The sequence below is a fragment of the Novosphingobium sp. BL-S-21 genome (assembly GCF_055521655.1).
The window spans coordinates 1,621,905-1,642,967 of the sequence record NZ_CM145496.1 but is presented as its reverse complement, the minus strand read 5'-3'; the positions used below and the strand labels follow the sequence as shown (position 1 = coordinate 1,642,967).

Annotated in this window: 24 protein-coding genes; 13 read left to right on the top strand and 11 right to left on the bottom strand. The window is 66.0% G+C overall.

The window, feature by feature from the left end:
* Positions 1-17 precede the first annotated feature (17 nt).
* Positions 18-1,235, top strand: coding sequence for an acyltransferase family protein (locus tag ACZ1J6_RS16200; protein ID WP_465127507.1), 1,218 nt, complete (start codon positions 18-20; stop codon positions 1,233-1,235).
* Between the two features lie 62 nt (positions 1,236-1,297).
* On the opposite strand, the gene ACZ1J6_RS16195 is transcribed toward ACZ1J6_RS16200, so the two are convergent.
* A complete protein-coding gene (locus ACZ1J6_RS16195) occupies positions 1,298-1,540 on the bottom strand; it encodes a hypothetical protein (protein ID WP_243654159.1) in 243 nt (80 codons plus the stop codon).
* A gap of 310 nt (positions 1,541-1,850) precedes the next feature.
* Here ACZ1J6_RS16195 and rpmH point away from each other — a divergent pair, with 310 nt between their 5' ends.
* The 8 genes from rpmH to ACZ1J6_RS16155 all read left to right on the top strand — a co-directional run bounded on the left by rpmH (position 1,851) and on the right by ACZ1J6_RS16155 (position 8,829).
* Positions 1,851-1,985 (top strand): 50S ribosomal protein L34, encoded by a 135-nt coding sequence (gene rpmH, locus ACZ1J6_RS16190; RefSeq protein WP_086494189.1) that lies wholly within the window; start codon positions 1,851-1,853, stop codon positions 1,983-1,985.
* 214 nt (positions 1,986-2,199) lie between these two features.
* Positions 2,200-2,685 carry a ribonuclease P protein component gene (gene rnpA, locus ACZ1J6_RS16185; protein ID WP_134094618.1) on the top strand — a complete coding sequence of 162 codons (486 nt, stop codon included), beginning with the start codon at positions 2,200-2,202 and terminating at the stop codon, positions 2,683-2,685.
* Positions 2,682-2,927: a membrane protein insertion efficiency factor YidD gene (gene yidD / locus ACZ1J6_RS16180; protein WP_465127506.1), complete on the top strand. Its 246-nt coding sequence runs from the start codon at positions 2,682-2,684 to the stop codon at positions 2,925-2,927. The genes rnpA and yidD overlap by 4 nt, the downstream gene beginning before the upstream one ends.
* Before the next feature lie 58 nt (positions 2,928-2,985).
* A complete protein-coding gene (gene yidC / locus ACZ1J6_RS16175) occupies positions 2,986-4,752 on the top strand; it encodes a membrane protein insertase YidC (RefSeq protein ID WP_465127505.1) in 1,767 nt (588 codons plus the stop codon).
* A gap of 7 nt (positions 4,753-4,759) precedes the next feature.
* Positions 4,760-5,401, top strand: coding sequence for a ribosome biogenesis GTP-binding protein YihA/YsxC (yihA, locus tag ACZ1J6_RS16170; protein WP_132264866.1), 642 nt, complete (start codon positions 4,760-4,762; stop codon positions 5,399-5,401).
* A 334-nt stretch (positions 5,402-5,735) separates the two neighbouring features.
* Complete coding sequence (locus ACZ1J6_RS16165; protein ID WP_132264867.1) at positions 5,736-6,887, top strand: DUF47 family protein; 1,152 nt, start codon at positions 5,736-5,738, stop codon at positions 6,885-6,887.
* 16 nt (positions 6,888-6,903) lie between these two features.
* The gene (locus tag ACZ1J6_RS16160; protein ID WP_132264869.1) at positions 6,904-7,905 is read left to right on the top strand and encodes an inorganic phosphate transporter; all 1,002 of its coding nucleotides are present in this window, start codon (positions 6,904-6,906) and stop codon (positions 7,903-7,905) included.
* 261 nt (positions 7,906-8,166) lie between these two features.
* Positions 8,167-8,829, top strand: coding sequence for a glutathione S-transferase family protein (locus tag ACZ1J6_RS16155; RefSeq protein WP_132264871.1), 663 nt, complete (start codon positions 8,167-8,169; stop codon positions 8,827-8,829).
* Positions 8,830-8,844: 15 nt separating this feature from the next.
* Here ACZ1J6_RS16155 and ACZ1J6_RS16150 read toward each other — a convergent pair whose 3' ends face one another.
* Positions 8,845-9,309 (bottom strand): cupin domain-containing protein, encoded by a 465-nt coding sequence (locus ACZ1J6_RS16150; protein ID WP_132264873.1) that lies wholly within the window; start codon positions 9,307-9,309, stop codon positions 8,845-8,847.
* A gap of 68 nt (positions 9,310-9,377) precedes the next feature.
* Here ACZ1J6_RS16150 and dapE point away from each other — a divergent pair, with 68 nt between their 5' ends.
* Together dapE and ACZ1J6_RS16140 are read left to right on the top strand one after the other, a co-directional pair.
* Positions 9,378-10,526, top strand: coding sequence for a succinyl-diaminopimelate desuccinylase (gene dapE, locus ACZ1J6_RS16145; protein ID WP_465127504.1), 1,149 nt, complete (start codon positions 9,378-9,380; stop codon positions 10,524-10,526).
* Between the two features lie 116 nt (positions 10,527-10,642).
* The gene (locus ACZ1J6_RS16140) at positions 10,643-11,962 is read left to right on the top strand and encodes a dicarboxylate/amino acid:cation symporter (protein ID WP_314464865.1); all 1,320 of its coding nucleotides are present in this window, start codon (positions 10,643-10,645) and stop codon (positions 11,960-11,962) included.
* A 45-nt stretch (positions 11,963-12,007) separates the two neighbouring features.
* Here ACZ1J6_RS16140 and ACZ1J6_RS16135 read toward each other — a convergent pair whose 3' ends face one another.
* Genes ACZ1J6_RS16135 through dapB form a run of 3 tightly spaced genes read right to left on the bottom strand, consistent with a single transcriptional unit; the run spans position 12,008 to position 13,817 of the window.
* Positions 12,008-12,418 (bottom strand): hypothetical protein, encoded by a 411-nt coding sequence (locus ACZ1J6_RS16135; RefSeq protein ID WP_465127503.1) that lies wholly within the window; start codon positions 12,416-12,418, stop codon positions 12,008-12,010.
* 14 nt (positions 12,419-12,432) lie between these two features.
* Positions 12,433-13,092, bottom strand: a complete 660-nt coding sequence (gene nth / locus ACZ1J6_RS16130; RefSeq protein WP_314464863.1) for an endonuclease III — start codon at positions 13,090-13,092, stop codon at positions 12,433-12,435.
* Positions 13,089-13,817, bottom strand: a complete 729-nt coding sequence (gene dapB, locus ACZ1J6_RS16125; protein WP_132264881.1) for a 4-hydroxy-tetrahydrodipicolinate reductase — start codon at positions 13,815-13,817, stop codon at positions 13,089-13,091. The genes nth and dapB overlap by 4 nt, the downstream gene beginning before the upstream one ends.
* Before the next feature lie 36 nt (positions 13,818-13,853).
* Between dapB and ACZ1J6_RS16120 the strand changes: the two genes are divergently transcribed.
* Entirely contained in the window at positions 13,854-14,555 is a 702-nt protein-coding gene (locus ACZ1J6_RS16120; protein ID WP_314465129.1) for an NAD-dependent deacylase, read from the top strand.
* Positions 14,552-14,890: a GFA family protein gene (locus tag ACZ1J6_RS16115; RefSeq protein WP_208324868.1), complete on the top strand. Its 339-nt coding sequence runs from the start codon at positions 14,552-14,554 to the stop codon at positions 14,888-14,890. The genes ACZ1J6_RS16120 and ACZ1J6_RS16115 overlap by 4 nt, the downstream gene beginning before the upstream one ends.
* Here the strand turns inward: ACZ1J6_RS16115 and ACZ1J6_RS16110 are convergent.
* The 6 genes from ACZ1J6_RS16110 to mutM all read right to left on the bottom strand — a co-directional run bounded on the left by ACZ1J6_RS16110 (position 14,869) and on the right by mutM (position 21,046).
* Complete coding sequence (locus ACZ1J6_RS16110) at positions 14,869-15,666, bottom strand: HesA/MoeB/ThiF family protein (RefSeq protein ID WP_134094612.1); 798 nt, start codon at positions 15,664-15,666, stop codon at positions 14,869-14,871. The genes ACZ1J6_RS16115 and ACZ1J6_RS16110 overlap by 22 nt on opposite strands.
* Positions 15,663-16,115 carry a DUF983 domain-containing protein gene (locus tag ACZ1J6_RS16105; protein WP_465127502.1) on the bottom strand — a complete coding sequence of 151 codons (453 nt, stop codon included), beginning with the start codon at positions 16,113-16,115 and terminating at the stop codon, positions 15,663-15,665. The genes ACZ1J6_RS16110 and ACZ1J6_RS16105 overlap by 4 nt, the downstream gene beginning before the upstream one ends.
* Positions 16,116-16,213: 98 nt before the next feature.
* Complete coding sequence (locus tag ACZ1J6_RS16100) at positions 16,214-17,068, bottom strand: GGDEF domain-containing protein (protein WP_132264887.1); 855 nt, start codon at positions 17,066-17,068, stop codon at positions 16,214-16,216.
* A 346-nt stretch (positions 17,069-17,414) separates the two neighbouring features.
* Positions 17,415-18,848, bottom strand: coding sequence for a chromosomal replication initiator protein DnaA (gene dnaA / locus ACZ1J6_RS16095; protein ID WP_132265344.1), 1,434 nt, complete (start codon positions 18,846-18,848; stop codon positions 17,415-17,417).
* Positions 18,849-19,769: 921 nt separating this feature from the next.
* A complete protein-coding gene (rpsT, locus tag ACZ1J6_RS16090) occupies positions 19,770-20,033 on the bottom strand; it encodes a 30S ribosomal protein S20 (protein WP_132264889.1) in 264 nt (87 codons plus the stop codon).
* A gap of 200 nt (positions 20,034-20,233) precedes the next feature.
* On the bottom strand, positions 20,234-21,046 hold the full coding sequence (mutM, locus tag ACZ1J6_RS16085) for a bifunctional DNA-formamidopyrimidine glycosylase/DNA-(apurinic or apyrimidinic site) lyase (RefSeq protein WP_465127501.1): 813 nt from the start codon (positions 21,044-21,046) through the stop codon (positions 20,234-20,236).
* Positions 21,047-21,063: the final 17 nt, after the last annotated feature.

Sequence of the window (21,063 nt, the reverse complement as noted above, 5' to 3'; positions counted from 1 at the left end):
CGGGGGGCTGGCGCGGAATGCGGGTCGATGCAATGGATTTGGCGGAGAACGGCGCGGGCAACCGACACGGGCAAAAGCGTCTGAACAGGACCGACGCGGCCGATGGCGGCGCTTCGGGTTCGCTGGTCGGGCTTCAGGTGGCAAGGGCGCTGGCCGCCCTGTCAGTCACTTTTCACCATGCTCTGGAAACGTCGAATGGGGTCCCCGGCGCTTTCAGTCCGGACTGGCTCACTACGGGGGGAGCCGGCGGAGTCGACATCTTCTTCGTCATCAGCGGCTTCATCATGGCTCATACCAGCCTTGTTCCAGGGCGCCCCGCGCCTTCGCCAGCCGCTTTCCTGCAAAGGCGCGCCACGCGGATCTATCCGCTCTACTGGCTTGCCTGCCTGGCGATGCTGTCGCTCATGGCCCTGGGGTTCTTCCAATCGCGCACGCTCTCGGCCGGAGACATCGTGGCCGGCCTGGCGCTTCTCCCCGGCGGACAGCCGATCATCGGGGTGGCCTGGACGCTCGTCTACGAAGTGTATTTCTATCTGGTCTTCGCGGTCTGCCTGATGGCGGGCTCTCGCAGGGCCGCGCTGCTCGGGACAGGCGGAATCATCGTCTCGGTCCTGCTGCTGGCTCATGGTCTGCCGGAAAGCGAGATCCGGCGCTTCCTTACCGATCCGATCCCGCTCGAATTCCTGCTGGGCCTGGGTTTGGCGCAGTTTCATTCGGGCCTGATCGCGGGCCTGCGCGCAACCCGACTTGGGGCTTTGCTCGTCCTTTGCGGTTTCGCCCTGCTCTATGTCGCGCCGCTGTTCGTAGCCCACGAGACGACGCATGGCCTCAGCGGATGGGGCAGGGTTGCTACCTGGGGCACGGCGGGAGCGGTGATCGTTGCCGGCCTGCTGGGAGTGCGGGAAAGTGGTGGCCGCGGCTGGTTTGGGCGGGTCGTGCGGCCGCTCGTTGCCTTGGGCAATGCTTCCTACGCCCTCTATCTCTCTCATTTCTTCGTGTTGATGGCTTACGGCCTGGCCCTGAGATCTCCGGAAGTGGCGCGGATACCGCAGTATCTGCTGGTGCTGCCCGTGGTCGTCCTTGCCTGCTTCGTGGGCGGCGTGACGCACCTCATGGTCGAGCGACCCCTGCTGCGATTCTGCCGCCGCCTGACGGGATCTGCAGAAGGAAAGAGGGCAATGCCCTTCTCACGCCGGAGCGAATCGAATCCCTTTGCCCGAGCGCCTTGGCGCTGACCGTTCGCGCGCAAGGGGGCGGATCCGGGCGAATTGGCAGAAGGTGCGGCCTGCGAGGCGTTCTATTTGAAGAGCGAGCCGAGCCAACCGCTGCGCCGCGCGGGCCGCTGTGCCCCGCTGACCTGAAGCAGGTGATTCGCCAGGACCGCGGCCTGGCTGCGGGTCAGGAAGAATCGGGCGTTGTCGGGCTCGTCGCCGGAGTCCCACCCTTCCTTTTCGAAGGTTTGAAGTTCGAGCAGGATGTTCGGGCCAAGGTCGCGCGAGGCCCATCCTACCAGCACGCTGATACGCTCTTCCATCGCCATCGCTTCGCCGCACCCACCGTTTCTGCCGCCGAAAACCGGCCTTCGGCCGCGATGCTAACATGGATGGGGAGGCTCGGGACGTGGCGCTCCAGTAGACGCGCGGGGGCATTGTGGGTAATGGCGAAGGCGATCCAGGCAGGGCAGCCTCGGTGCGCCGGAGGCCTCTTCGGATCTGCCGTTTCATGTGCCTTTGCCTTGACTCTCCCGCACCGGTCCAGTAACGGCGCGCTTCTGTTTTGCGGTCGACCTTCTTTGGGCGGCCCTTTTTGTTCGGGTCCTTCGGGGCCGTATTTGAATTTCGAGGACCGTCATGAAGCGCACTTTCCAGCCCAGCCGCCTTGTTCGCGCCCGCCGTCACGGCTTCCGCGCCCGCACGGCGACCGTCGGCGGCCGCAAGGTGCTTCGTGCGCGCCGCGCTCGCGGCCGTTCGAAGCTTTCGGCCTAAGTCTTCCAGCCTCACGGCTGGATGCGGCACGGCCCGTGCCGCCATCCGAGTTCCCCTGCCTTCGGGGATTCGGGTGGCGGCACGGGCCGCCGCCGTATGGGGCGGCCGCAATCCGGCGCCGCACGCGGCTCACGATCGCCTGTTCTGGCGATCCCTGCCATTTGCGAAGGGTGCCGTTTGTGATCGAGAGCCGTCGCCCCTATCTTCGACCGCAATGACCAGCGCCTATTCCACGATGACCAGAAGGGCCGACTTCGTTGCGGCCAACGGCGGTCTTCGAGTCGCGCGCGCCGGTTTCGTGCTCCTGGCCAAGCCGAATGGTGGGCAGGGCATGCGGGCGGGGATTACCGTCACCAAGAAGATCGGCAATGCCGTCGTGCGCAACCGCATGAAGCGGCGCTTTCGGGCGTTGCTGCGCGAGATGCTGCCGGAGCACGGCCTGGCCGATACCGATCACGTCCTGATCGGCCGCGAAAACGGCGTCGAGCGGGACTTCACCTTGCTTCGCGACGAATTGCTGGCGGCGCTCGGCCGCGCCCAGGCCGGCAAGGGCGATCCGCCCCGCAGCCATCGCGGCCGCAAGCGTGGCCCGGGCGGCAAGGGCAGCCCGCCCAAAGGCGGCCCTGGCAAGATGGGCGGCAGTAACGGGCGCGGCACTGGCGGGGGCTCGGACGCCTCGAACAAGGACGCGCGGCCGTGAAAAGGGCGCTCGCCATCCTGGCTTCCGTGCCTGGGCTCCTGCTGATTCTGGTGGCGCGGGCCTGGCAACTCGGCCCGTCGCGTGTGATGCCGCCGACCTGCCGCTATGCGCCGTCCTGCTCGCAGTACGCCATCGTGGCGGTCCGCAAGCATGGTGCGATTAAGGGTGGCTGGCTGGCGTTCAAGCGTATATTGCGCTGCCAACCTTGGGGTGGGCACGGCTACGACCCCGTCCCTGACTGAATGAAATCGAGGCAGCCCTGGTCGCTGCCGCGGACGCGAATACGACAGGAAAACCTTCGTGGATAAGCAGCGCAACATCATCCTGGCGGTCGTCCTGACCGCGCTCGTGCTCTTCGGCTGGGAAGCCGGGATGGGGTACTTCTATCCGCAGGCCAACAAGCCGGCGCCGGTCGCCCAGAATACTGGAAACCCGACCGATGCGGCCGCCAGTGCCGGCAAGCCCACTCGTGAAGGCGGCCTGCGCGATGCGGCCGACCTGGCGCTGGAGCAGAAGGACCTGAAGACCGCGCTCGCCGCTCCCGGCCGCGTTCCCATCGCCGCGCCCGGCGTCTCGGGCTCGATCAACCTTACCGGCGCGCTGCTCGACGACCTCGTCCTGAATCGCCACCGCGAAACGGTGGAGAAGGATTCCGGCCCGGTCCGCATGTTCTCGCCTTCGGGAACGCCGGCGCAGCAGTATGCCCAGTTCGGCTGGGTCGGCGAAGGCGTGGCCGCGCCGACCGCGCAGACGGTATGGACCGTGGCGCAGGGCGCCCGGCTCACGCCGTCGACGCCTGTCGTCCTCACCTGGGACAACGGCCAGGGCCAACTCTTCTCCATCACGCTCAAGGTGGATGAGAACTATCTGATCACCGCCGACCAGCAGATCCAGAACCGTGGTTCGGGCGCCGTGGCGATCCAGCCCTTCGCGCTGGTGAATCGTACGGACCGTACCGCGGCGGCCTATGCCTGGACGCTGCGTACCGGCGGCGTGGGCGCGTTCGACGGTTCGGTCGCTTTCGGTCCGAAGTATGACGCGCTGGCCAAGGACGGCACGATGCCGCAGCCGGGCAATACCGACTGGATCGGCTTCACTGACGTCTACTGGATGTCGGCCGTCATCCCGGTCAACGCCAAGGCCCAGGGCACCTTCCGTTCGCAGGGCAACGGCATTTTCCGCGCCGACGTCGTCTATGACAAGTCGGTGATCCAGCCGGGCCAGAGCCTGACCCGCGAAACCAAGCTGTTCGCCGGCGCCAAGGAGCACAAGGTGCTCGACGCCTACGAGAAGTCGGGCATCGCCAACTTCGGGCTGGCGATCGACTGGGGCTGGTTCCGCTGGTTCGAAAAGCCGATCTTCTGGCTGCTCACCAAGCTGTTCAGCCTGGTCGGCAACTTCGGCGTCGCGATCATCCTGCTGACTGCGATCGTTCGCGGCATCATGTTCCCGGTGGCCCAGCGCGGTTTCGCCTCGATGGCCGCCATGCGCGCGATCCAGCCGAAGATGAAGGCGATCCAGGAGCGCTACAAGGACGACAAGCAGAAGCAACAGCTTGAGATCATGGCGCTCTACAAGCAGGAAAAGGTGAACCCGCTTGCCGGCTGCCTGCCCATGTTCCTGCAGATCCCGGTGTTCTTCGCGCTTTACAAGGTGCTGATGCTGGCGATCGAGATGCGCCACCAGCCCTTCGTGTTCTGGATCAAGGACCTTTCCGCGCCCGATCCGCTGCACATCCTGAACCTCTTCGGCCTGCTGCCGTTCAACCCGCCGGGCTTCCTTGCCATTGGCGTGCTGGCCCTGCTGCTGGGCGTGACGATGTACTTCCAGTTCAAGCTGAACCCGGCCCAGATGGACCCGGCCCAGCAGCAGGTCTTCGCGCTGATGCCGTGGTTCATGATGTTCGTGATGGCGCCGTTTGCCTCGGGCCTGCTGGTCTACTGGATCACCTCGAATATCCTGACCATTGCGCAGCAGCAGTTCCTTTACAGCCGTCATCCGCAGCTGCGGGCGCAGGCCGAAAAGGACGCGCAGGACAAGGCGCGCACCGCCGGACGCAAGGCCTGAGACTGACATGGAAGAAGAAAACACAGAATTGATGGAGCAGGCGCGCAAGCTCTTTTCGGGACCGGTAACGTTCCTGAAGAGCGCGCCCGCGCTCAAGTTCCTCCCCGATGGCGATTCGCCGGAGATCGCCTTCTGCGGACGGTCGAACGTCGGCAAGTCGTCGCTGCTCAACGCGCTGACCGGCCGCAAGTCGATCGCGCGCACCTCGGTGACGCCGGGGCGCACGCAGGAGCTGAACTTCTTCGAAGTGGGCGAGCCGCTGCAGTTCCGCCTCGTCGACATGCCCGGCTACGGCTTCGCCAAGGCGCCGCCTGCGGTCGTCGAGACCTGGCGGCGTCTGGTGCGCGACTATCTGCGCGGCCGCGTGGCGCTGAAACGCACGTTGCTGCTGGTCGATGCGCGCCACGGCGTGAAGACCGTCGATGCCGAAATGATGAAGATGCTGGACGAAGCCGCCGTCGGCTATCGGATCGTCCTGACCAAATCCGACAAGATCAAGGCGAGCGAACTGGAAAAGGTTCACGCCGAGACGATTGCCGAGGCACGCAAGCACCCGGCGGCCTATCCCGAAGTGCATGTCACTTCTTCGGAGAAGGGGCTGGGCATCGCCGAGCTTCGGGCCGCAGTGCTCTCCGATTCGCAGACCTGAACCGGATGGGCGGGATCGGTGCCTTCACGGCGCCGATCCCGCCCGTTCTTGTCGATACCCCTCTGTCGCCCGGCTTGTTTCGCGGCTGAGGCAGGCGTGATCCGCGGGGCGCAATAGGCGCCCGCCGATGCCCCGGTCCCGTTTCGGGACATGCGGCGATAGCTCCGCAATGACCCTTTTCTCCTTTGATATTCACGGCTTGCCGGGCGATGATCGCTGCGGACCGGACGGACTTGCACGAAGCATCCGGAAAAGTGCGAATGTGACGATTGCGTGACGGTGATGGTTCGCCTAGAGGCGCTCGGTCGCGTCAATGAGAAGAAGGAGTCTCGCCATGCGCCAGATTGCCGTTCTTCCCTATCGCGCCACCGGGCCTTCGGTTGATGCGCCGATTCAGATTCTTCTGATTACCTCGCGCCAGACGCGCCGCTGGGTCATTCCCAAGGGCGGGCTGATGAAGGGCCTTCCTCCGCACGCGGCGGCTGCCGTGGAAGCAGAGGAAGAAGCCGGCGTTCGCGGCGCGGCCTGCCCCATTCCGCTCGGCTCCTATCGCTATCGCAAACGGCGCGCCTCGGGCGCATCGGTGTGGGCGGATGTGGATGTATTTCCCTTTGCAGTCACTGAGGAACTTGACTCCTGGGACGAACAGCATCAGCGCGAACGCCGCTGGTTCTCGATGGCGGAGGCCGCTAAGGCGGTCGACGAAGAGGACCTGCGTGCGCTGATCCGTTCGTTCGGCGCGCGCGAGTTTCGCGCCGCGGCCAGTCCCGCCCGCCTCATCGGCGCGGTGGCTGACCGGATGGCGGACAAGACAGGGATCAATACCATGTTTGCCTGGTTCCAGAAGTTGCTGCCGCAGCAGGGCGACTTCTTTGAGTTGTTCGAGCGGCAGGCCGCCACGCTTGTGGCTGGTGCCGACGCTCTCGCCCGCCTGGCGCAGGGCGGGGCCGGCCGCGCCCAGCACATCCGCGAAGTGGGTGAGCGCGAGCACGATGCCGACGAAATCACCCGCGAAGTGCTCCAGACGGTGCGCCGCACGTTCCTGACCCCGTTCGACCGCTCGTCGATCACCAGCCTCATCACCACGATGGACGATGCCATCGACGAGATGCAGCAGGTGGCGAACGCCGTGAACCTCTATGAGGTCGCGGAGTTCGAACCGGAGATGATCGACATGGCGGCGATCATCGTCGACGCCGCGCGTCTGACGGCAGAGATCATGCCGCTCCTGCGCAAGATCGCGGACAACGGCAATCGCCTGCATGAGCTGACCGAGCGCCTGGTGCGCATGGAAGGCCATGCCGACGAGATCCACGCGGCCGGCCTGAAGCGCGTTTTCAAGGCCGATACCGGCCCCAATGGCGAAAAGGGCGATGCGCTGCACTTCATCGTGCGCCAGGAAATGTTCCGGCGCCTCGAACGCGTGGTCGACCGCTTCGAGGACATCGCGAACGAGATCGACGGTCTCGTGATCGACCACGCCTGACCGGCGGCCTTTCACCATGGATCATACGCTCGCACTGCCGCTGTTGATCGGCCTCGTCGCGCTCGCGCTGGCGTTCGACTTCCTCAACGGCCTTCACGATGCCGCCAACGCCATCGCCACCGTGGTGGCGACGCGCCTGCTGTCGCCGGTCGTCGCCGTGCTGTTCGCCGCTTTCGGCAACTTCGCGGCTTACTGGATCATGGGCCTTCATGTCGCCGAGACGGTGGGCAAGGGCATCATCGACAAGGACGCCGTGACGCCCGCCGTGGTGTTCGGAGCGCTGGTAGGCGCGATGTTCTGGAACGTGCTGACCTGGATCAAGGGCATCCCTTCCTCGTCCAGCCACGCGCTGATCGGCGGCCTGCTGGGCGCCGGTGTGGCGGCGGCGGGGCCGGGGGTCATCGAATCCGAAGGCACGGTGAAGACGGTGATCGCCATCGTCGCCTCGCCTGTGCTCGGTTTCCTCATTGCCATGGCGATGATGTTGCTGACCTCCTGGCTGTTCAAGGGAACCACGCCGCGCGCGTCCAACGGGATCTTCAAGACCCTGCACTTGTTCTCCTCGGCCGCCTATTCGATCAGCCACGGCGGTAACGACGCCCAGAAGACGATGGGCATCATCGCCGTCCTGCTCTATTCGACCGGGCATCTGGAGGGCGGTTTCCACGTTCCCGATTGGGTTGTGATCAGCTGCTACGCGGCCATTTCCATCGGCACGCTCTCGGGCGGCTGGAAGATCATCAAGACGATGGGGTCCAAGCTGACCAAGCTCAACCACCACTCGGGCTTCTGCGCCTCGACCGCGGGCTCGATCGTGGTCTTCGGGGCGAGCGCGATGGGCATTCCGGTTTCGACCACCCATGCCATCACCGGCGCCGTCGTCGGCACCGGCGCCGCGCGCAGGGCCAGTGCCGTGCGGTGGTCGGTCGCGAGCCGCGTGATCGTGGCCTGGTTCGTGACGATCCCGGCCAGCGCGATCGTCGGCGCGCTCTTCTTCGAACTGACGCGGCTGTTCTGACCGGACAGGAGCGGTCCTGGGGGATGACCCCCAGGCGCGCGGAACGGCGTGGCTGCTTGGCACCCGGCGCCGTGGGCCTCTTACGGGGCTGCCGACATGTCCTGCGGTGCAAGGCGCGAGACTAAGGTATTGGCGGCGCAGGAGGTCGGCGATCTCCGGCCGTCATCCTCGCTCTTCTGCGACATCTTGCGACGCCGTTCATCCTCGACTTTGCCAGTCTGAACCGATAGGCCCGATGATCGACCTACGGGGAACTGCGCAGTGAAGCTTATTATCGGCAACAAGAACTACTCGAGCTGGTCGCTGCGCGGCTGGCTGGCCTGCAAGCAGTCGGGCCTGGCCTTCGAGGAGATCACGGTGCCGCTGTTCGGAGACGACTGGGAGGCCAAGCGCAGCTCCGACGATCTCGCGCCCAGTCACGGCAAAGTGCCGATCCTGTGGGACGGCGAAGCCGTGGTCTGGGACAGCCTGGCGATCATCGAATATCTTGCCGACAAGGTCGGCCGCGACCGGTTCTGGCCCAAGGACGATGCCGCGCGCGCCATGGCTCGTTCGATGGTGGCGGAAATGCACTCCAGCTACATGCCGCTGCGCCGGGCCTGCCCGATGAATATCCGCAGCCGGGTGCAGGGCGTCTCGCTGGGCGACGACGTGCGCGCCGACGTGGTGCGCATACTCACGCTCTGGGCCGAGGCGCGCGCGCGGTTCGGCAAGGGCGGTCCCTTCCTGTTCGGCACGTTCGGTGCGGCCGACATCATCTATGCGCCGGTCGTCAGCCGGTTCCTCACGTATGGCATCGGCGTTCCCGGCTTCGCGCAAGCCTATATGCAGGCGGTGTGGGAGCACGAATGGATGCAGCAGTGGATCAACGCTGCCGAGGCCGAGGACTGGGTGATCGAACAGTACGAGAACCCGGTCGAATAGCCGATCAGCGGCCGATCAGCGGGGGCGAGCCGTGCGATACGGCCTGCCGTCCCGGTGATGATAGCCCTCAGCATCGAACGTCATGTCTATGTCCGGATAGGCGCCGGAACCGTCCGGGTTGCCGGCGCTGATGGCCACGAACACGCAGTCCGCGTCGCTCTCGTTGATGAGGTGATGACCGTTGCGGACGCCTTTGGGCCAGGCGCAGATCTCGCCCGCGCGGACCGGGGTGCGGCCGCCGTCCTCCACCAGCACGGCTTCGCCGGCGATCATGACCAGAAGCTCGTCCTCGTCTTCGTGCCAATGGCGCTGGCTTGACCAGGCGCCGGGCTTGAGCACGACATGGCTGGCGCCCATCTCGCTGAGTCCGCCGGCCGGAGCGAGCCGCCGCCACCATCGTCCTTCAACCGCCGCATCGAACGGTTCCGGATATCCGGTACGATTGGACGCGGCGATGGTCTCGACATCGATCTTGGGCATGGCGATCACTCCCCGAAACGGCCGTTCCGCTATGGTCTTGGGCGCGGTCCTGTGCAATGGCCCGCGGCATGACCGAAGCCGTTGAGACCCCCGCGAGTGTCCTGGCACTCACCGAAGCCCTGCTTGCCTGCCCCAGTGTGACGCCTGCGACCGGCGCGGTGTTCGATTGCCTGGAGGGCCAGCTGGCGCCGCTCGGCTTCCACGTCCACCGTTTCCTGGCGGGAGAAGCGCCGGACGGTCCGGTCGAAAATCTCTTCGCGATCCGCAAGGGCCCTGAGGGCTCGCGCCACTTCGCTTATGCCGGGCACCTCGATGTGGTGCCCCCGGGCGAGGGCTGGAGCAGCGCGCCTTTCGCGCCCGAAGTGCGCGGTGAACTGCTCTACGGCCGCGGCGCGGTGGACATGAAGGGGTCGATCGCCGCGATGGTCGCGGCGGCGGCGCAGATCCCGGCGGATGCGGGCACGATCAGCTTCATCATCACCGGTGACGAGGAAGGCCCCGCGCGCTTCGGCACCCTGGCGCTGATCGATCATATGCGCGCGGTGGGCGAAATTCCCGACCTCTGCCTCGTCGGCGAGCCGACTTCGGTCCACCGCCTCGGCGACATGATGAAGATCGGCCGCCGCGGTTCGGTGAACATCTGGCTGGAGGTCGAAGGCGTGCAGGGCCACGTCGCCTATCCGCACCTGGCCGACAATCCGATTCCCAGGCTGGTGGCCATGCTGGCCGAACTCGATGCGCTTGTGCTCGACGAAGGCACCGACTGGTTCCAGTCCAGCAACCTGGAGGTGACCGACCTCACCGTGGGCAACGTCGCCACCAACGTGATTCCGGCCCGGGCCTCGGCGCGTATCTCGATCCGGTTCAACGATCTCCACACTGGCGAGAGCCTCTCCGCCCGCGTGGCCGAGATTGCGGAGCGCCACGGCGGCACCGCGCGCCCGGTGATCTCCGGCGAGGCTTTCCTCACCGAGCCCGGCGCCTTTTCCGCCATGCTCGCCGCAGCGATCCGCGCCGAGACCGGGGTGGAGCCCGAGCTTTCGACCAGCGGCGGCACCTCCGACGCGCGGTTCCTCAAGGACCTATCCCCGGTGATCGAGTTCGGCCTTTCGAACGCGACGATGCACAAGCGCGACGAGGCCGTGGCGATCCCCGATCTCGAAGTGCTCGTCCGCATCTTCCGCCGCGTGACCGAAGCGGCGCTGGCGAAGGGCTGAACGCCGGCTCCTGCGGGACCAGCCCGGTGGCTGGAACTGACGGTAAGTCCGGCCGGCGACGTTGACCGCACGGGTCACGCTGTTAGTCTTGCCAGCAATTTTGTTGCGAGGTGGGAATGGGCAGGCGCCTGACGCTTTATATCTTGGTCGGCATGGTGCTCGGCATTCTCGTGGGCTGGGCGCTTCATGCCACCCTGGCTGCCGACGATCCACGCCTGGTGCAGTGGTCGGACTACTTCCGGCTGCTGCCGGACGTCTTCCTCAAGCTCATCAAGATGATCATCGCGCCGCTGGTCTTCGCCACGATCGTCACCGGCATCTCGGGCATGGGCGACAGTGCGGCACTGGGCCGCATCGGCGGCAAGGCGCTGGGCTGGTTCATCTCGGCCAGCCTGATCTCGCTGGGCCTCGGCCTGGTGCTGGTCAACCTGTTCAAGCCAGGCGTTGGCGCCGGGCTGGATACCGGAGCCGACCTCGGCAAGCTGGACGTGGGCGAACTGACGCTGCGCCACTTCATCCTGGAGATCTTCCCGAGCAGCGCCGTCGACGCGATGGCCGAAAACAACATCCTGCAGATCCTGGTCTTTTCGCTCTTCGTCGGCGTGGGCCTCACGGCCATCGGCGAGCGCGGGGCCATCATCGTCAAGGTGAGCGAAGCGTTGTCCGAGCTGATGCTGCAAGTGACGGACTACGTGATGCGCTTCGCGCCTTTCGCGGTGTTCGGCGCACTGGCCAGCGTGATCGCCACGCGCGGCCTTGGCATCATCGTCACTTACGGCGTGCTGGTCAGCGAATTCTACTTCGCGATGCTGCTGCTGTGGCTGCTGCTGTTCCTGATCGGCGGGATCTTCCTGCGCGGGCGGATCGTCACGCTGTTCCGCTATATCCGCGAGCCGCTGCTGCTTTCGTTCTCCACCGCCTCTTCCGAAGCCAGCCTGCCCAAGCTGTTCGAGCAGCTGGACCGCTTCGGTGTGCCGCGCCGCATCTCGGGCTTCATCCTGCCGCTGGGCTACAGCTTCAATCTCGACGGCTCGATGATCTACATGAGCTTCGCCTCGATCTTCATCGCGCAGGCTTACGGCATCCATGTGCCGATCGGGACGCAGATCCTGATGCTGCTGACGCTGATGGTCAGCTCCAAGGGCATTGCCGGCGTCCCGCGCGCCAGCCTGGTGGTGATCGCGGCCACGCTCACGCAGTTCGGCTTGCCGGTGGAGGGCATCGCGCTGCTGCTGGGCATCGACACTTTCCTCGACATGGGCCGCTCGGCCACCAACGTGGTGGGCAATGCCGTGGCGACGGCGGTTATCACTCGCAGCGAAGGCATGCTGCAGCCCCTGGTCGATCCTGAAGAGGAAATGCCCAGGGCGCCGACGCATTCGTCGTCCGAAGGGCGCCGGGGCCTGAATATCGACCCCGAGCAGTACGAAGGCTGACGGGGCGCGGAGGGACGCGGTTTGCGTCCCCCGCACGTCGCCGGTTTACTGCGCCAGCTTCACCGGGGTGAAGGGTGCCAGTCCGCACCCGGCTCCGCGCTGGAATCCGCCCCCCACGCGGTTGAGCGGATAGACGATGTCATTCCGGCAGAGCTGCGAGAGCGAGGTCGCATACGTAAAGCTGTCGGCCGATTTCAGCCCCGAACAGCGGTTCGGCAGCGTCACCCGCCAGACGCGGTTACCGGCGCCGCCGATGAAATCGATGGTCCAGTCGTCGCGGATGCGGGTGTTGGAGAACTGCACGAGCGACAGGCAGTCCTGCGAAGGGCCGATCGCCTCGGCCGCGGGACTGACTGGCGGCGGCGGTTTGGCCGGTTGCTGCGAGCAGGCGGCGAGGGCGAGCGGCGCGGCGGCGAAAGCGAGGGCAGGGGCAAAGCCAATGCGACGGCGGAGCATGTACGTCCTCCCGATCAGGCAGCCTTGCGAGCGGCTCCCTTTTGCAGAACCTTGTCCTTGTAGTCGCACAAGTCAACGACCGGGCAGCGCCAGCACTCCGGCGTGCGTGCCTTGCAGATGTAGCGGCCGTGCAGGATCATCCAGTGGTGCGATCCCACGCGGAACGGCTGCGGCACGCGCTTCTCCAGCTGCTTCTCCACCGCCAGCGGCGTCTTGCCCTTGGCGATGCCGGTGCGGTTGCCGACGCGGAAGATATGCGTGTCCACCGCGAAGGTCTCCGCCCCGAATGCGCAGTTCATCACGACATTGGCGGTCTTGCGGCCCACGCCGGGCAGTTCGACCAGCGCATCGCGGTCTTCCGGCACTTCGCCGTCATAGCGCGCGACCAGAATCTCGGAGAGGGCGATGACGTTCCTGGCCTTGGAATTGAACAGGCCGATCGTCTTGATGTGCTGTTTGAGGCCTTCCTCGCCCAGCTCGACCATCTGTGCGGGCGTCTTCACCTCGCGGAACAGCGCGCGGGTGGCCTTGTTGACGCCCACGTCGGTGGACTGCGCCGAAAGCACCACGGCGACCAGCAGCTGGTAGTTGTTGCCGAATTCCAGCTCCGTCTCGGGCGAGGGATTCAGCTCGGCGAGACGGCGGAAGAACTCGAAGATCTCGGCCTTGTTCAAAGGTCCAGAACCTCGGGCATGGTATAGCGACCGGCGGGCTTGTCCTTTAGCCACTGCGCGGCCTTGACCGCGCCCTTGGCGAAGATCGTGCGGTTTTCGGCCATGTGCGAGAACGAGAGCCGCTCGCTGTCGCCCAGGAAGTGCACGGTGTGATCGCCTGCCACGGTGCCGCCGCGCAGCGCCGCGAAACCGATGGTGCCGGCTTCGCGCTTGCCGGTGATGCCGTCCCTGGCGCGCACGGCGGTTTCGGCCAAGCCGACCTCGCGGCCCTTGGCGGCGGCTTCGCCCAGCAGCAGGGCGGTGCCGGAGGGGGCGTCCACTTTCATGCGGTGGTGAGTCTCGACGATCTCGATATCCCAGTCCTCACCCAGCTTGCTGGCGGCTTCGCGCACGAGGTGGGCAAGCAGCGTGACGCCGAGCGAGGTGTTGCCGGTCTGAAGCACGGGAATGTGCTGCGCGGCCGAATCGATCAGCCAGTGATGGCGTTCCTCCAGACCGGTGGTGCCCACGACGATGGGAATGCCCGCATCCACCGCCGCATCGAGGTTGGCTTCGAGCGCGACGGGGGTGGAGAAGTCGATCAGCACGTCCGAATGGGCCGACAGTGCGCCGAGGTCTCCGTCGCGGCCGATACCGCCGGAAAGGTTTTCGCCGGCAGCCTCGATGGCCTGTGCGATCGCCTGTCCCATGCGCCCTGCGCTGCCGATAATTCCGATTCGTGCCACTTGCCGTCTCCGTTGAAGGCTGGTCTCATGGCGGGGATGAAGGACATCCGCAACATCGTCATCCTCACCGGCGCGGGCGTGAGCGCCGAAAGCGGCATCGATACCTTTCGAGACGGCGGAGGGCTGTGGGAGCAGCACCGCGTCGAGGACGTGGCGACGCCCGAGGCTTTCGCGCGCGATCCCGATCTGGTGCTGCGCTTCTACGACATGCGGCGAGAGGCGATCCAGACCAAGGAACCCAACGCCGCCCATGTCGCGCTGGCGCGCCTCGATCGCGAGTGGGAGGGCGAACTGCTGATCGTCACGCAGAACGTCGATGATCTGCATGAGCGGGCAGGCGCGAAACGCGTGCTCCACATGCATGGCGAGCATCTCAACGCCTGGTGCACGGCCTGCGACGTGCGCTCACCTTGGACCGGACCACTGCTCGATCGCCCCGCCTGTCCCGAATGCGGCGCGGCGGAACTGCGGCCCGACATCGTCTGGTTCGGAGAAATGCCCTACCGCATGGACGAGATCTTCGAGGCTCTGGAGCAGGCGGACCTGTTCGTCTCGATCGGCACGTCCGGCGCGGTCTATCCCGCAGCCGGTTTCGTGCGCAATGCGCGCGAATTCGGGGCGGAGACGCTGGAGCTGAACCTCGAACCTTCGCAGGGGACCGCTTGGTTCGATGCGGCGCGCCATGGCCCCGCCACCGCACTGGTCAGCGCCTGGGTAGATGAAGTGCTCGGCCTATGACGATGCACAAGGGGAGCTGTCACTGCGGCGCGGTCACGCTGGAACTGGCGGATCAGCCGCACGAGGTTTGCGATTGCAACTGTTCGGTCTGTCATCGGCTGGGGGCGCTATGGTCCTATCACAGCCCCGCGAAAGTGCGGATCGAGGGTCCGCTGGCGGGCTACCAGACCGGCGATAAAGTGCTCACCTTCTGGCACTGCCCGCACTGCGGCTGCACCACGCACTGGAGCCCGGTCGATCCCGCGCAGGACCGGATGGGCGTGAACATGCGCCTGTTCGATCCCGCACTGCTCGCGCAGCTATCGGTCTACACTTACGACGGCAGATCGGCCTGAACGGGCGCTGCGGTCCCGCAGGCGCGGCAGCCGGGATCCTTGGCGATCCTGAGCGGCCGTAGCGAGGGCGCCATGCCGTCGATCAGGTGAAGCGTGCCATATTGCGGAACACCCAGCGCGGCCTTGCCTTCCAGCAGGACGCGCATGGCATGCATGGCCGCAAACGTGCCGACCATGCCGACCATGGCCCCCAGCACACCGTCCGCCGCACAAGTGTCGCAGTCCTGCGCATCGAAGGCATCGCCCACGAAACAGCGGTAGCAGGGCTGCTCCGGCAGGTGGCCGGCGAAATTGGCGACCTGGCCCTGGAATCGGCCAACCGCCCCGCTGGTGAGGGGAATGCCGAGTTTCACACAGGAATCTGACACCAGCAGCCGAGTCGCGAAGTTGTCACACCCGTCCAGTACCACGCTCGCGCCGGAGAGAATCTCTGCCGCGTTGTCACCCCCGAGACGCGTTACGGTCGGCAGGACCTCAAGGCCAAGATCAAAGCGCCGCACCCATTCGGCCGCCGCTTCCGCCTTGGGCTTGCCGATATCAGATGGCGTATAAATCGTCTGACGTTGCAGATTGCTGACGTCCACCGTGTCGTCATCGATCAGTGTCAGCCGTCCTATGCCGGCTGCGGCGAGATATTGAAGGGCAGGACTGCCTATCCCGCCGCAGCCGACAAGCACCACATGCGCCTCCGCCAGGCCGACCTGGCCGGCGCCGCCCACTTCGGGCAGCACGATGTGGCGCGCAAAGCGCTGGAGGCGTTCGGGGGAAAGGCTCATTCGCGGCCTGCTTCGCCGCCGGTCGCGCCGCCCGACACTCCATCGGGCTCGGCCGGGATCGGCAGGGGCTCCGGCCGTTCCTTGCGGAAACCGTGCATGCCGAACCACCACTGGGTAGCGATTACCGCGCCTTTGGCGGGCTGGAGCATGCCGATCATCATCGCCACCGCCAGGGGAATCAGGATCGCGAACATGGCCGCGGGGCCAAGGTGGAAGTCCTTGGACAGGGTGATGATCAGCGGCGCCATCAGGTGGCCGGTGACGATCATGGCGATATAGGCGGGAAAATCGTCCGCCCGCTGCGGCGTCAGATCCAGCATGCAGACCGGGCAGCGTTCCAGCGGCTTCAGCCATTTGCGGAACAGGCGGCCTTCGCCGCAGCGCGGGCAGCGGCAACGCACACCGCGCAGGGCGGCTTGCGAATAGGCTGCGGGAAGGGCGGGGTTCATGGCCGGGGCCTACAGCATCGGGGCCGGGTGGGGCAAGGCGGGCCAGCCTGTATGAAAAGCCTAGCCGGGCCGGCCGCGACCCGGATTTCGCGCAGCGGCTATTCGTCCTTGGAGATCTGCACCCGGTTGCGCCCGCCGTTCTTGGCGGCATAGAGCGCGCCGTCGGCATTGCGCGTCGCCTGGTCGAGATGGGCGAAATTGCGGATCGGGGCGAGCCCGCAGGAGAAAGTCACCGGCCATTCGTCTCCGCGCAAGGTGGGGTCGAGCGCGATGCTGGCGCGCAGGCGCTCCATCACCACGCGCGCTTCTTCCAGCAGGGTATCCGGGAAGAGAATCGCGAATTCCTCGCCGCCCCAGCGTGCCACCACGTCCGACCGCCGCACGCCGTGTTCCAGCCGCAGCGCCACTTCGCGCAGCAGCGCGTCGCCGGTGGCATGGCCGAAGCGGTCGTTGATCGCCTTGAAGCGGTCGATATCGACCATCGCGAAGACCGAATTGCAATCGGCCGCGAGGATCCGCCGCGCCGAATCGAGGAAGCCGCGGCGATTGCGCAGGCCGGTCAGTTCGTCGCGTTCGGAAGCCTCGATCAGGCGCTCGATCCGTGCCGCCGATTCGTTGGCGGCCACGGCCACCCCGTGGAGCAGGCGGCCGACGAGGTCCTGATTGCCCACGGGAACCATGCCCACGCGCTCCCCGGCCTGGATCGACCGGAGCATCTCCGTGGCGGTGGTGATCGGGCTGAGCAGCGCATGGATCGCCGCGATGCCGAACAGGGTACCCAGCAGGGTGGCGGCCAGCAAAATCAGCAGGATCGCCGGCTGCCACTGCCCGGTAGCGGCTTGATAGGCGACGCAGGCGAGCAGCGGAACGTGCACCGCCCCGAAGCAGACGAGGAGGATGCGCCATTCGTAGCGCCGGGGGAACAGGAAAGTCGTGGCCTGATAGAAGCGCATGGGGAGCCTCTTCCGTCGGGCGAAGGCCGCCCGGGTCGCATGGAGACTACATCACTACGCTTATTCAGTGGTTAAATTTTTGCATCCCAGCCGGATAGAGCAGGTTGCGGGCCGAGGACGACAAGTCGGCAGTGCCGCAAGTCAAGACCGGCAGGCCCTTGTCTTCGTGGTTTTACTGTCTTCGTGGTTTTACTTGTCGCTCGTCATCGCCGGGGACATCCGGGTGAGGCAGCGCCTGTGCGTCTTGCAGCGGCCGCCTGTGGGCAAGTTTGCGGACAAGTTTGCGGACAAGCTGGTGAGGCGCCGGGGGAGAAGCCCCCGGCCACCTCTCATGCTTCGGACCGGATCAGGATTCGAGCTGGCGCAGCAGCGAGCGGACGTCGCCGTCCATGTCGGCATCGCGCGTGCGCAGTTCTTCGATCAGGCGCACGGCGTGAATCACGGTGGAGTGATCCCGCCCGCCGAACTTGCGGCCGATCTCCGGGTAGGAGCGCGGCGTCAGCACCTTGGCGAGATACATGGCCACCTGGCGCGGACGCACGACGGCGCGGGCGCGGCGCTTGGAGCTCATCTCGGTCCGGTCGATCCGGTAGAACTGGCAGACCGTGCGCTGGATCTCGTCGATCGTGATGCGGCGGCGGTTGGCCGAGAGGATATCGGTGAGCTGTTCCTCGGCAAGCTGGAGCGAGACGGCCTGCCCGGTGAGCTGGGCATAGGCGATCAGCTTGTTCAGGCCGCCGACCAGTTCGCGCACGTTGCGATTGATGGTGCGGGCCAGGAACTCGATCACATCGGCCGGCACGTCGACCGAGGCGAAGCGGCCAAGGCGGTTTTCGAGAATCGAGCGGCGCAGTTCGATGTCGGCCGGCTGGATGTCGGCGACGAGGCCCATCGACAGGCGCGACAGCAGGCGCGGTTCGACACCGTCGAGCGCCTGGGGCGCGCGGTCGGCGGCGAAGACCAGCCGCTTGCCTTCCTGGAGCAGGGCATCGATCGTGTAGAGCAGTTCTTCCTGCGCCGAAGCCTTGCCGATGATGAACTGGATATCGTCCACCAGCAGCAGGTCGAAGCCGCGCAGGCGCGACTTGAACTCGATCATCTGGTTCTGGCGCAGGGCCTGGACGAATTCGACCATGAAGCGCTCGGCCGAGCAGTAGAAGATCCGCGCGTGCGGGTGGTTCGCCAGATAGGCGTGGCCGATCGCGTGCAGCAGGTGGGTCTTGCCCTGTCCCGTCGCGCCCTTGAGGTAGAGCGGCGAGAACTGCGGCGTCTCGGTGGCGGACATGCGCTGGGCGGCGTTGCAGGCCAGCACGTTGCTCTGGCCGGTCACGAACGAGGTGAAGGTCTGCGAGGCGTCGATGCCGACCGGGCCCTGGCCAAGCGCGGCGAAAGCCTCGCCCTGGAGGACGGCCGCGATCGAATCCGCCGAACCCTGGGCCGAATCGTTGGCCGGCGCGCTGTTCGGGCGGCCGCCGCTGCCGAGGCGCAGTTCGGGCAGCTGCCGGCGACCGGGGTGCACCAGGATGCGGACGTGGCGGACGTCGGGACGGGCGATCTTCCAGGCCAGCGACAGGCGATCGGCAAAGCGATCCGCCACCCAATTGGCCGAGAACTCGGTGGGCAGGTACAGATCGAGCGTACCGGTTTCCTTGCAGTAGTTGCCCGGCTGGATCGGCTTGATCCACTGGCTGTGCGCCTGATGGCCGAGATCCTTGCGCAGGCCCTGGCTGATGTCAGCCCAGTCTGCCGCCAGATTCACGGCTTCCTGATCCTCTTCCATCGCCACTCGTACCGCCTTCGATTTCTTAATCACGCCGTTTGCGCCCTGACTTGCCGGAGACCGACCCGCTGTTGAACCTGACACTGGACCAACTCCCCTCTGTTGGCAGCTACCCCGAATGTGGCCCAGCGGGCCGCGAAAATTGAATGCCATGCGTGGAACCGGTGCCCACGGGAGGTGAATCCCGATGTGAGCCCCCGTACGGAGCCGGAAAACGCGGACAAAACGACCCTCGACTGCAGGAGTGCCTGCAGCAGGAGTCTCGTCGCTGTCGATGTTCCCCAGCCGGTTTCCGCTCCGGCCTGTGGACTTCTTTTAGGAACGGGTTTGGCCGCCGTGCAAGACAGCACTCCCCAAATAAAAAAAAATATGGCGGTTGACTCGGCTTCAGTGCCCAATTTCCGTCATGATCTAAATTATCACATAAAAACAGCTGGTTAGCGACGCGTTGCGATTCTCTTGCATGCGAATCGCAACGTTTCCGCGCCTTTCGCCCGCAAGGCGTGCAGCACCCTGTCAGGGTCCCGAAATGGGGCGCCCATGGCCTCGCTCCAGGCGTTCCTGTTACGTACTCACCGAAGCGGCAAGTCTTGCCGGGCAGGGGGCGAATCGCTCCCGCGAATCCCTTCTGTGACATCCGCACGACTCATGCGGGCGATTCTGGGTCAGCAGATCGGGCCGGCAGATCGGGGGCAGCAGAGTGAGGGCAGCAGTGTGGGTCGGCAGGCCGGTCATGAACTGGCCGGAGGGCGCCTGGGAGGCCTATGACGCTTGCTTTAAGCGCGGGCCGTGCAGGGCCCCCAAACGGGCGCGGCCCGCGCGGCTGCCTGAAATCTCGTCCGGCGGGACGGGAGTTCAGATAGCTGCGCGGGCCGGTGCCGCACGGTGGGCGCGCCTCAGGGGCGCGCCTGCCGGGTATGATCAGCCGAGCGAGGCGACGCGCTTGGTGAGACGCGACATCTTGCGCGAAGCCGTGTTCTTGTGAAGCACGCCGCGAGCCACGCCGCGAGCCAGTTCAGGCTGGGCTTCCTTCAGAGCAGCCGTCGCGGCGCCCTTGTCACCACCGGCGATCGCCGTCTCGACCTTCTTCAGGAAGGTGCGGATGCGGCTGATGCGGTTCGTATTGATCTCCGCGCGGCGCTCGTTACGGCGGATGCGCTTGCGGGCTTGCGGCGTATTGGCCATCGAATTTCCTCTGTCTGGCCCCCCCACAGCGGTGATGGCGGCCCAATTGCCTGATCGAATCTCTAGGCGAGCGGACTCGCCGGAAAGCGCGCCCCTTAACGGTGAAGCGCCGTTCCGTCAACCCGTGAGAGGGGCTGAAAACGGCCCGTTTCCGGGTTTCCGGGCGCGGAAAGGCGCTGTTTGAGCCATGCGGGCCCCGTCTATCTCTGGCAGCGGGCGCACCAGAACGTGCTGCGCCCGCCCTGGGCGAATCGCTGGACCGGGGCGCCGCAGGTACAGTCCTGCCCTTCGCGCCCGTATACCTGCCATGCGGCGGCGAAATATCCCAGTTCGCCGTTGGGCTGCGCGTAGTCGCGGATCGTCGAGCCTCCCGCCGCGATCGATTCTGCCAGGACCTCCCGGATCGCCGGCACCAGCTTGCGCAAGGCCGGCAGGGTGACGAGCCCGGCCTGCTTGTCGGGCCGGATGCCGGCCCGGAACAGCGCCTCGCATACGTAGATATTGCCTAGGCCCGCTACGATCGACTGGTCGAGCAGCATCTGCTTGATCGGCGCAATGCGGCCGGCAAAGGCCGTCTTGAGGTGCGCGGCGGTCAGGTCTTCGCCCAGCGGCTCGGGGCCCAGCGCCGCGAAAGGACCCCAGGTATCGAGCGCCGGGGTGGCCACGAGGTCCACCGAGCCGAACCGCCGGGCATCGTTGAGCGCCAGGACATGGCCGGAGCCGGTTTCCATGACGAGGTGGTCGTGCTTCTCGGCCGTTTCGGGTTCGATGCGCCAGCGGCCGGACATGCCGAGGTGGAAGACCATCGTCTGTTCGCGGTCGGTATGGATGAGGCCGTACTTCGCGCGGCGGCCGAGACCGGTGACCGTGGCGCCGGTGAGCACTTGCACCAGATCGGGCGGAAAAGGACGGCGCAAATCGGCGCGGTTCAGAGTGATGCGGGCGATCCGCTCGCCCTCCAGGTAGCGGGCGAGGCCGCGAACGGTGGTTTCTACTTCGGGAAGTTCTGGCATCGTGGAAGGGAGATAGG

Coding starts and splice junctions, on each gene's coding strand:
- ACZ1J6_RS16160 (WP_132264869.1), top strand. CDS start 6,904: ATGGATCATACGCTCGCACTGCCGCTGTTGATCGGCCTCGTCGCGCTC.
- ACZ1J6_RS16195 (WP_243654159.1), bottom strand. CDS start 1,540: ATGGCGATGGAAGAGCGTATCAGCGTGCTGGTAGGATGGGCCTCGCGC.
- yihA (WP_132264866.1), top strand. CDS start 4,760: ATGGAAGAAGAAAACACAGAATTGATGGAGCAGGCGCGCAAGCTCTTT.
- ACZ1J6_RS16120 (WP_314465129.1), top strand. CDS start 13,854: ATGAAGGACATCCGCAACATCGTCATCCTCACCGGCGCGGGCGTGAGC.
- rnpA (WP_134094618.1), top strand. CDS start 2,200: ATGACCAGCGCCTATTCCACGATGACCAGAAGGGCCGACTTCGTTGCG.
- ACZ1J6_RS16135 (WP_465127503.1), bottom strand. CDS start 12,418: ATGCTCCGCCGTCGCATTGGCTTTGCCCCTGCCCTCGCTTTCGCCGCC.
- dapE (WP_465127504.1), top strand. CDS start 9,378: ATGACCGAAGCCGTTGAGACCCCCGCGAGTGTCCTGGCACTCACCGAA.
- rpmH (WP_086494189.1), top strand. CDS start 1,851: ATGAAGCGCACTTTCCAGCCCAGCCGCCTTGTTCGCGCCCGCCGTCAC.
- dnaA (WP_132265344.1), bottom strand. CDS start 18,848: ATGGAAGAGGATCAGGAAGCCGTGAATCTGGCGGCAGACTGGGCTGAC.
- ACZ1J6_RS16200 (WP_465127507.1), top strand. CDS start 18: ATGCGGGTCGATGCAATGGATTTGGCGGAGAACGGCGCGGGCAACCGA.
- mutM (WP_465127501.1), bottom strand. CDS start 21,046: ATGCCAGAACTTCCCGAAGTAGAAACCACCGTTCGCGGCCTCGCCCGC.
- ACZ1J6_RS16105 (WP_465127502.1), bottom strand. CDS start 16,115: ATGAACCCCGCCCTTCCCGCAGCCTATTCGCAAGCCGCCCTGCGCGGT.
- ACZ1J6_RS16115 (WP_208324868.1), top strand. CDS start 14,552: ATGACGATGCACAAGGGGAGCTGTCACTGCGGCGCGGTCACGCTGGAA.
- rpsT (WP_132264889.1), bottom strand. CDS start 20,033: ATGGCCAATACGCCGCAAGCCCGCAAGCGCATCCGCCGTAACGAGCGC.
- ACZ1J6_RS16140 (WP_314464865.1), top strand. CDS start 10,643: ATGGGCAGGCGCCTGACGCTTTATATCTTGGTCGGCATGGTGCTCGGC.
- ACZ1J6_RS16110 (WP_134094612.1), bottom strand. CDS start 15,666: ATGAGCCTTTCCCCCGAACGCCTCCAGCGCTTTGCGCGCCACATCGTG.
- ACZ1J6_RS16150 (WP_132264873.1), bottom strand. CDS start 9,309: ATGCCCAAGATCGATGTCGAGACCATCGCCGCGTCCAATCGTACCGGA.
- ACZ1J6_RS16165 (WP_132264867.1), top strand. CDS start 5,736: ATGCGCCAGATTGCCGTTCTTCCCTATCGCGCCACCGGGCCTTCGGTT.
- ACZ1J6_RS16100 (WP_132264887.1), bottom strand. CDS start 17,068: ATGCGCTTCTATCAGGCCACGACTTTCCTGTTCCCCCGGCGCTACGAA.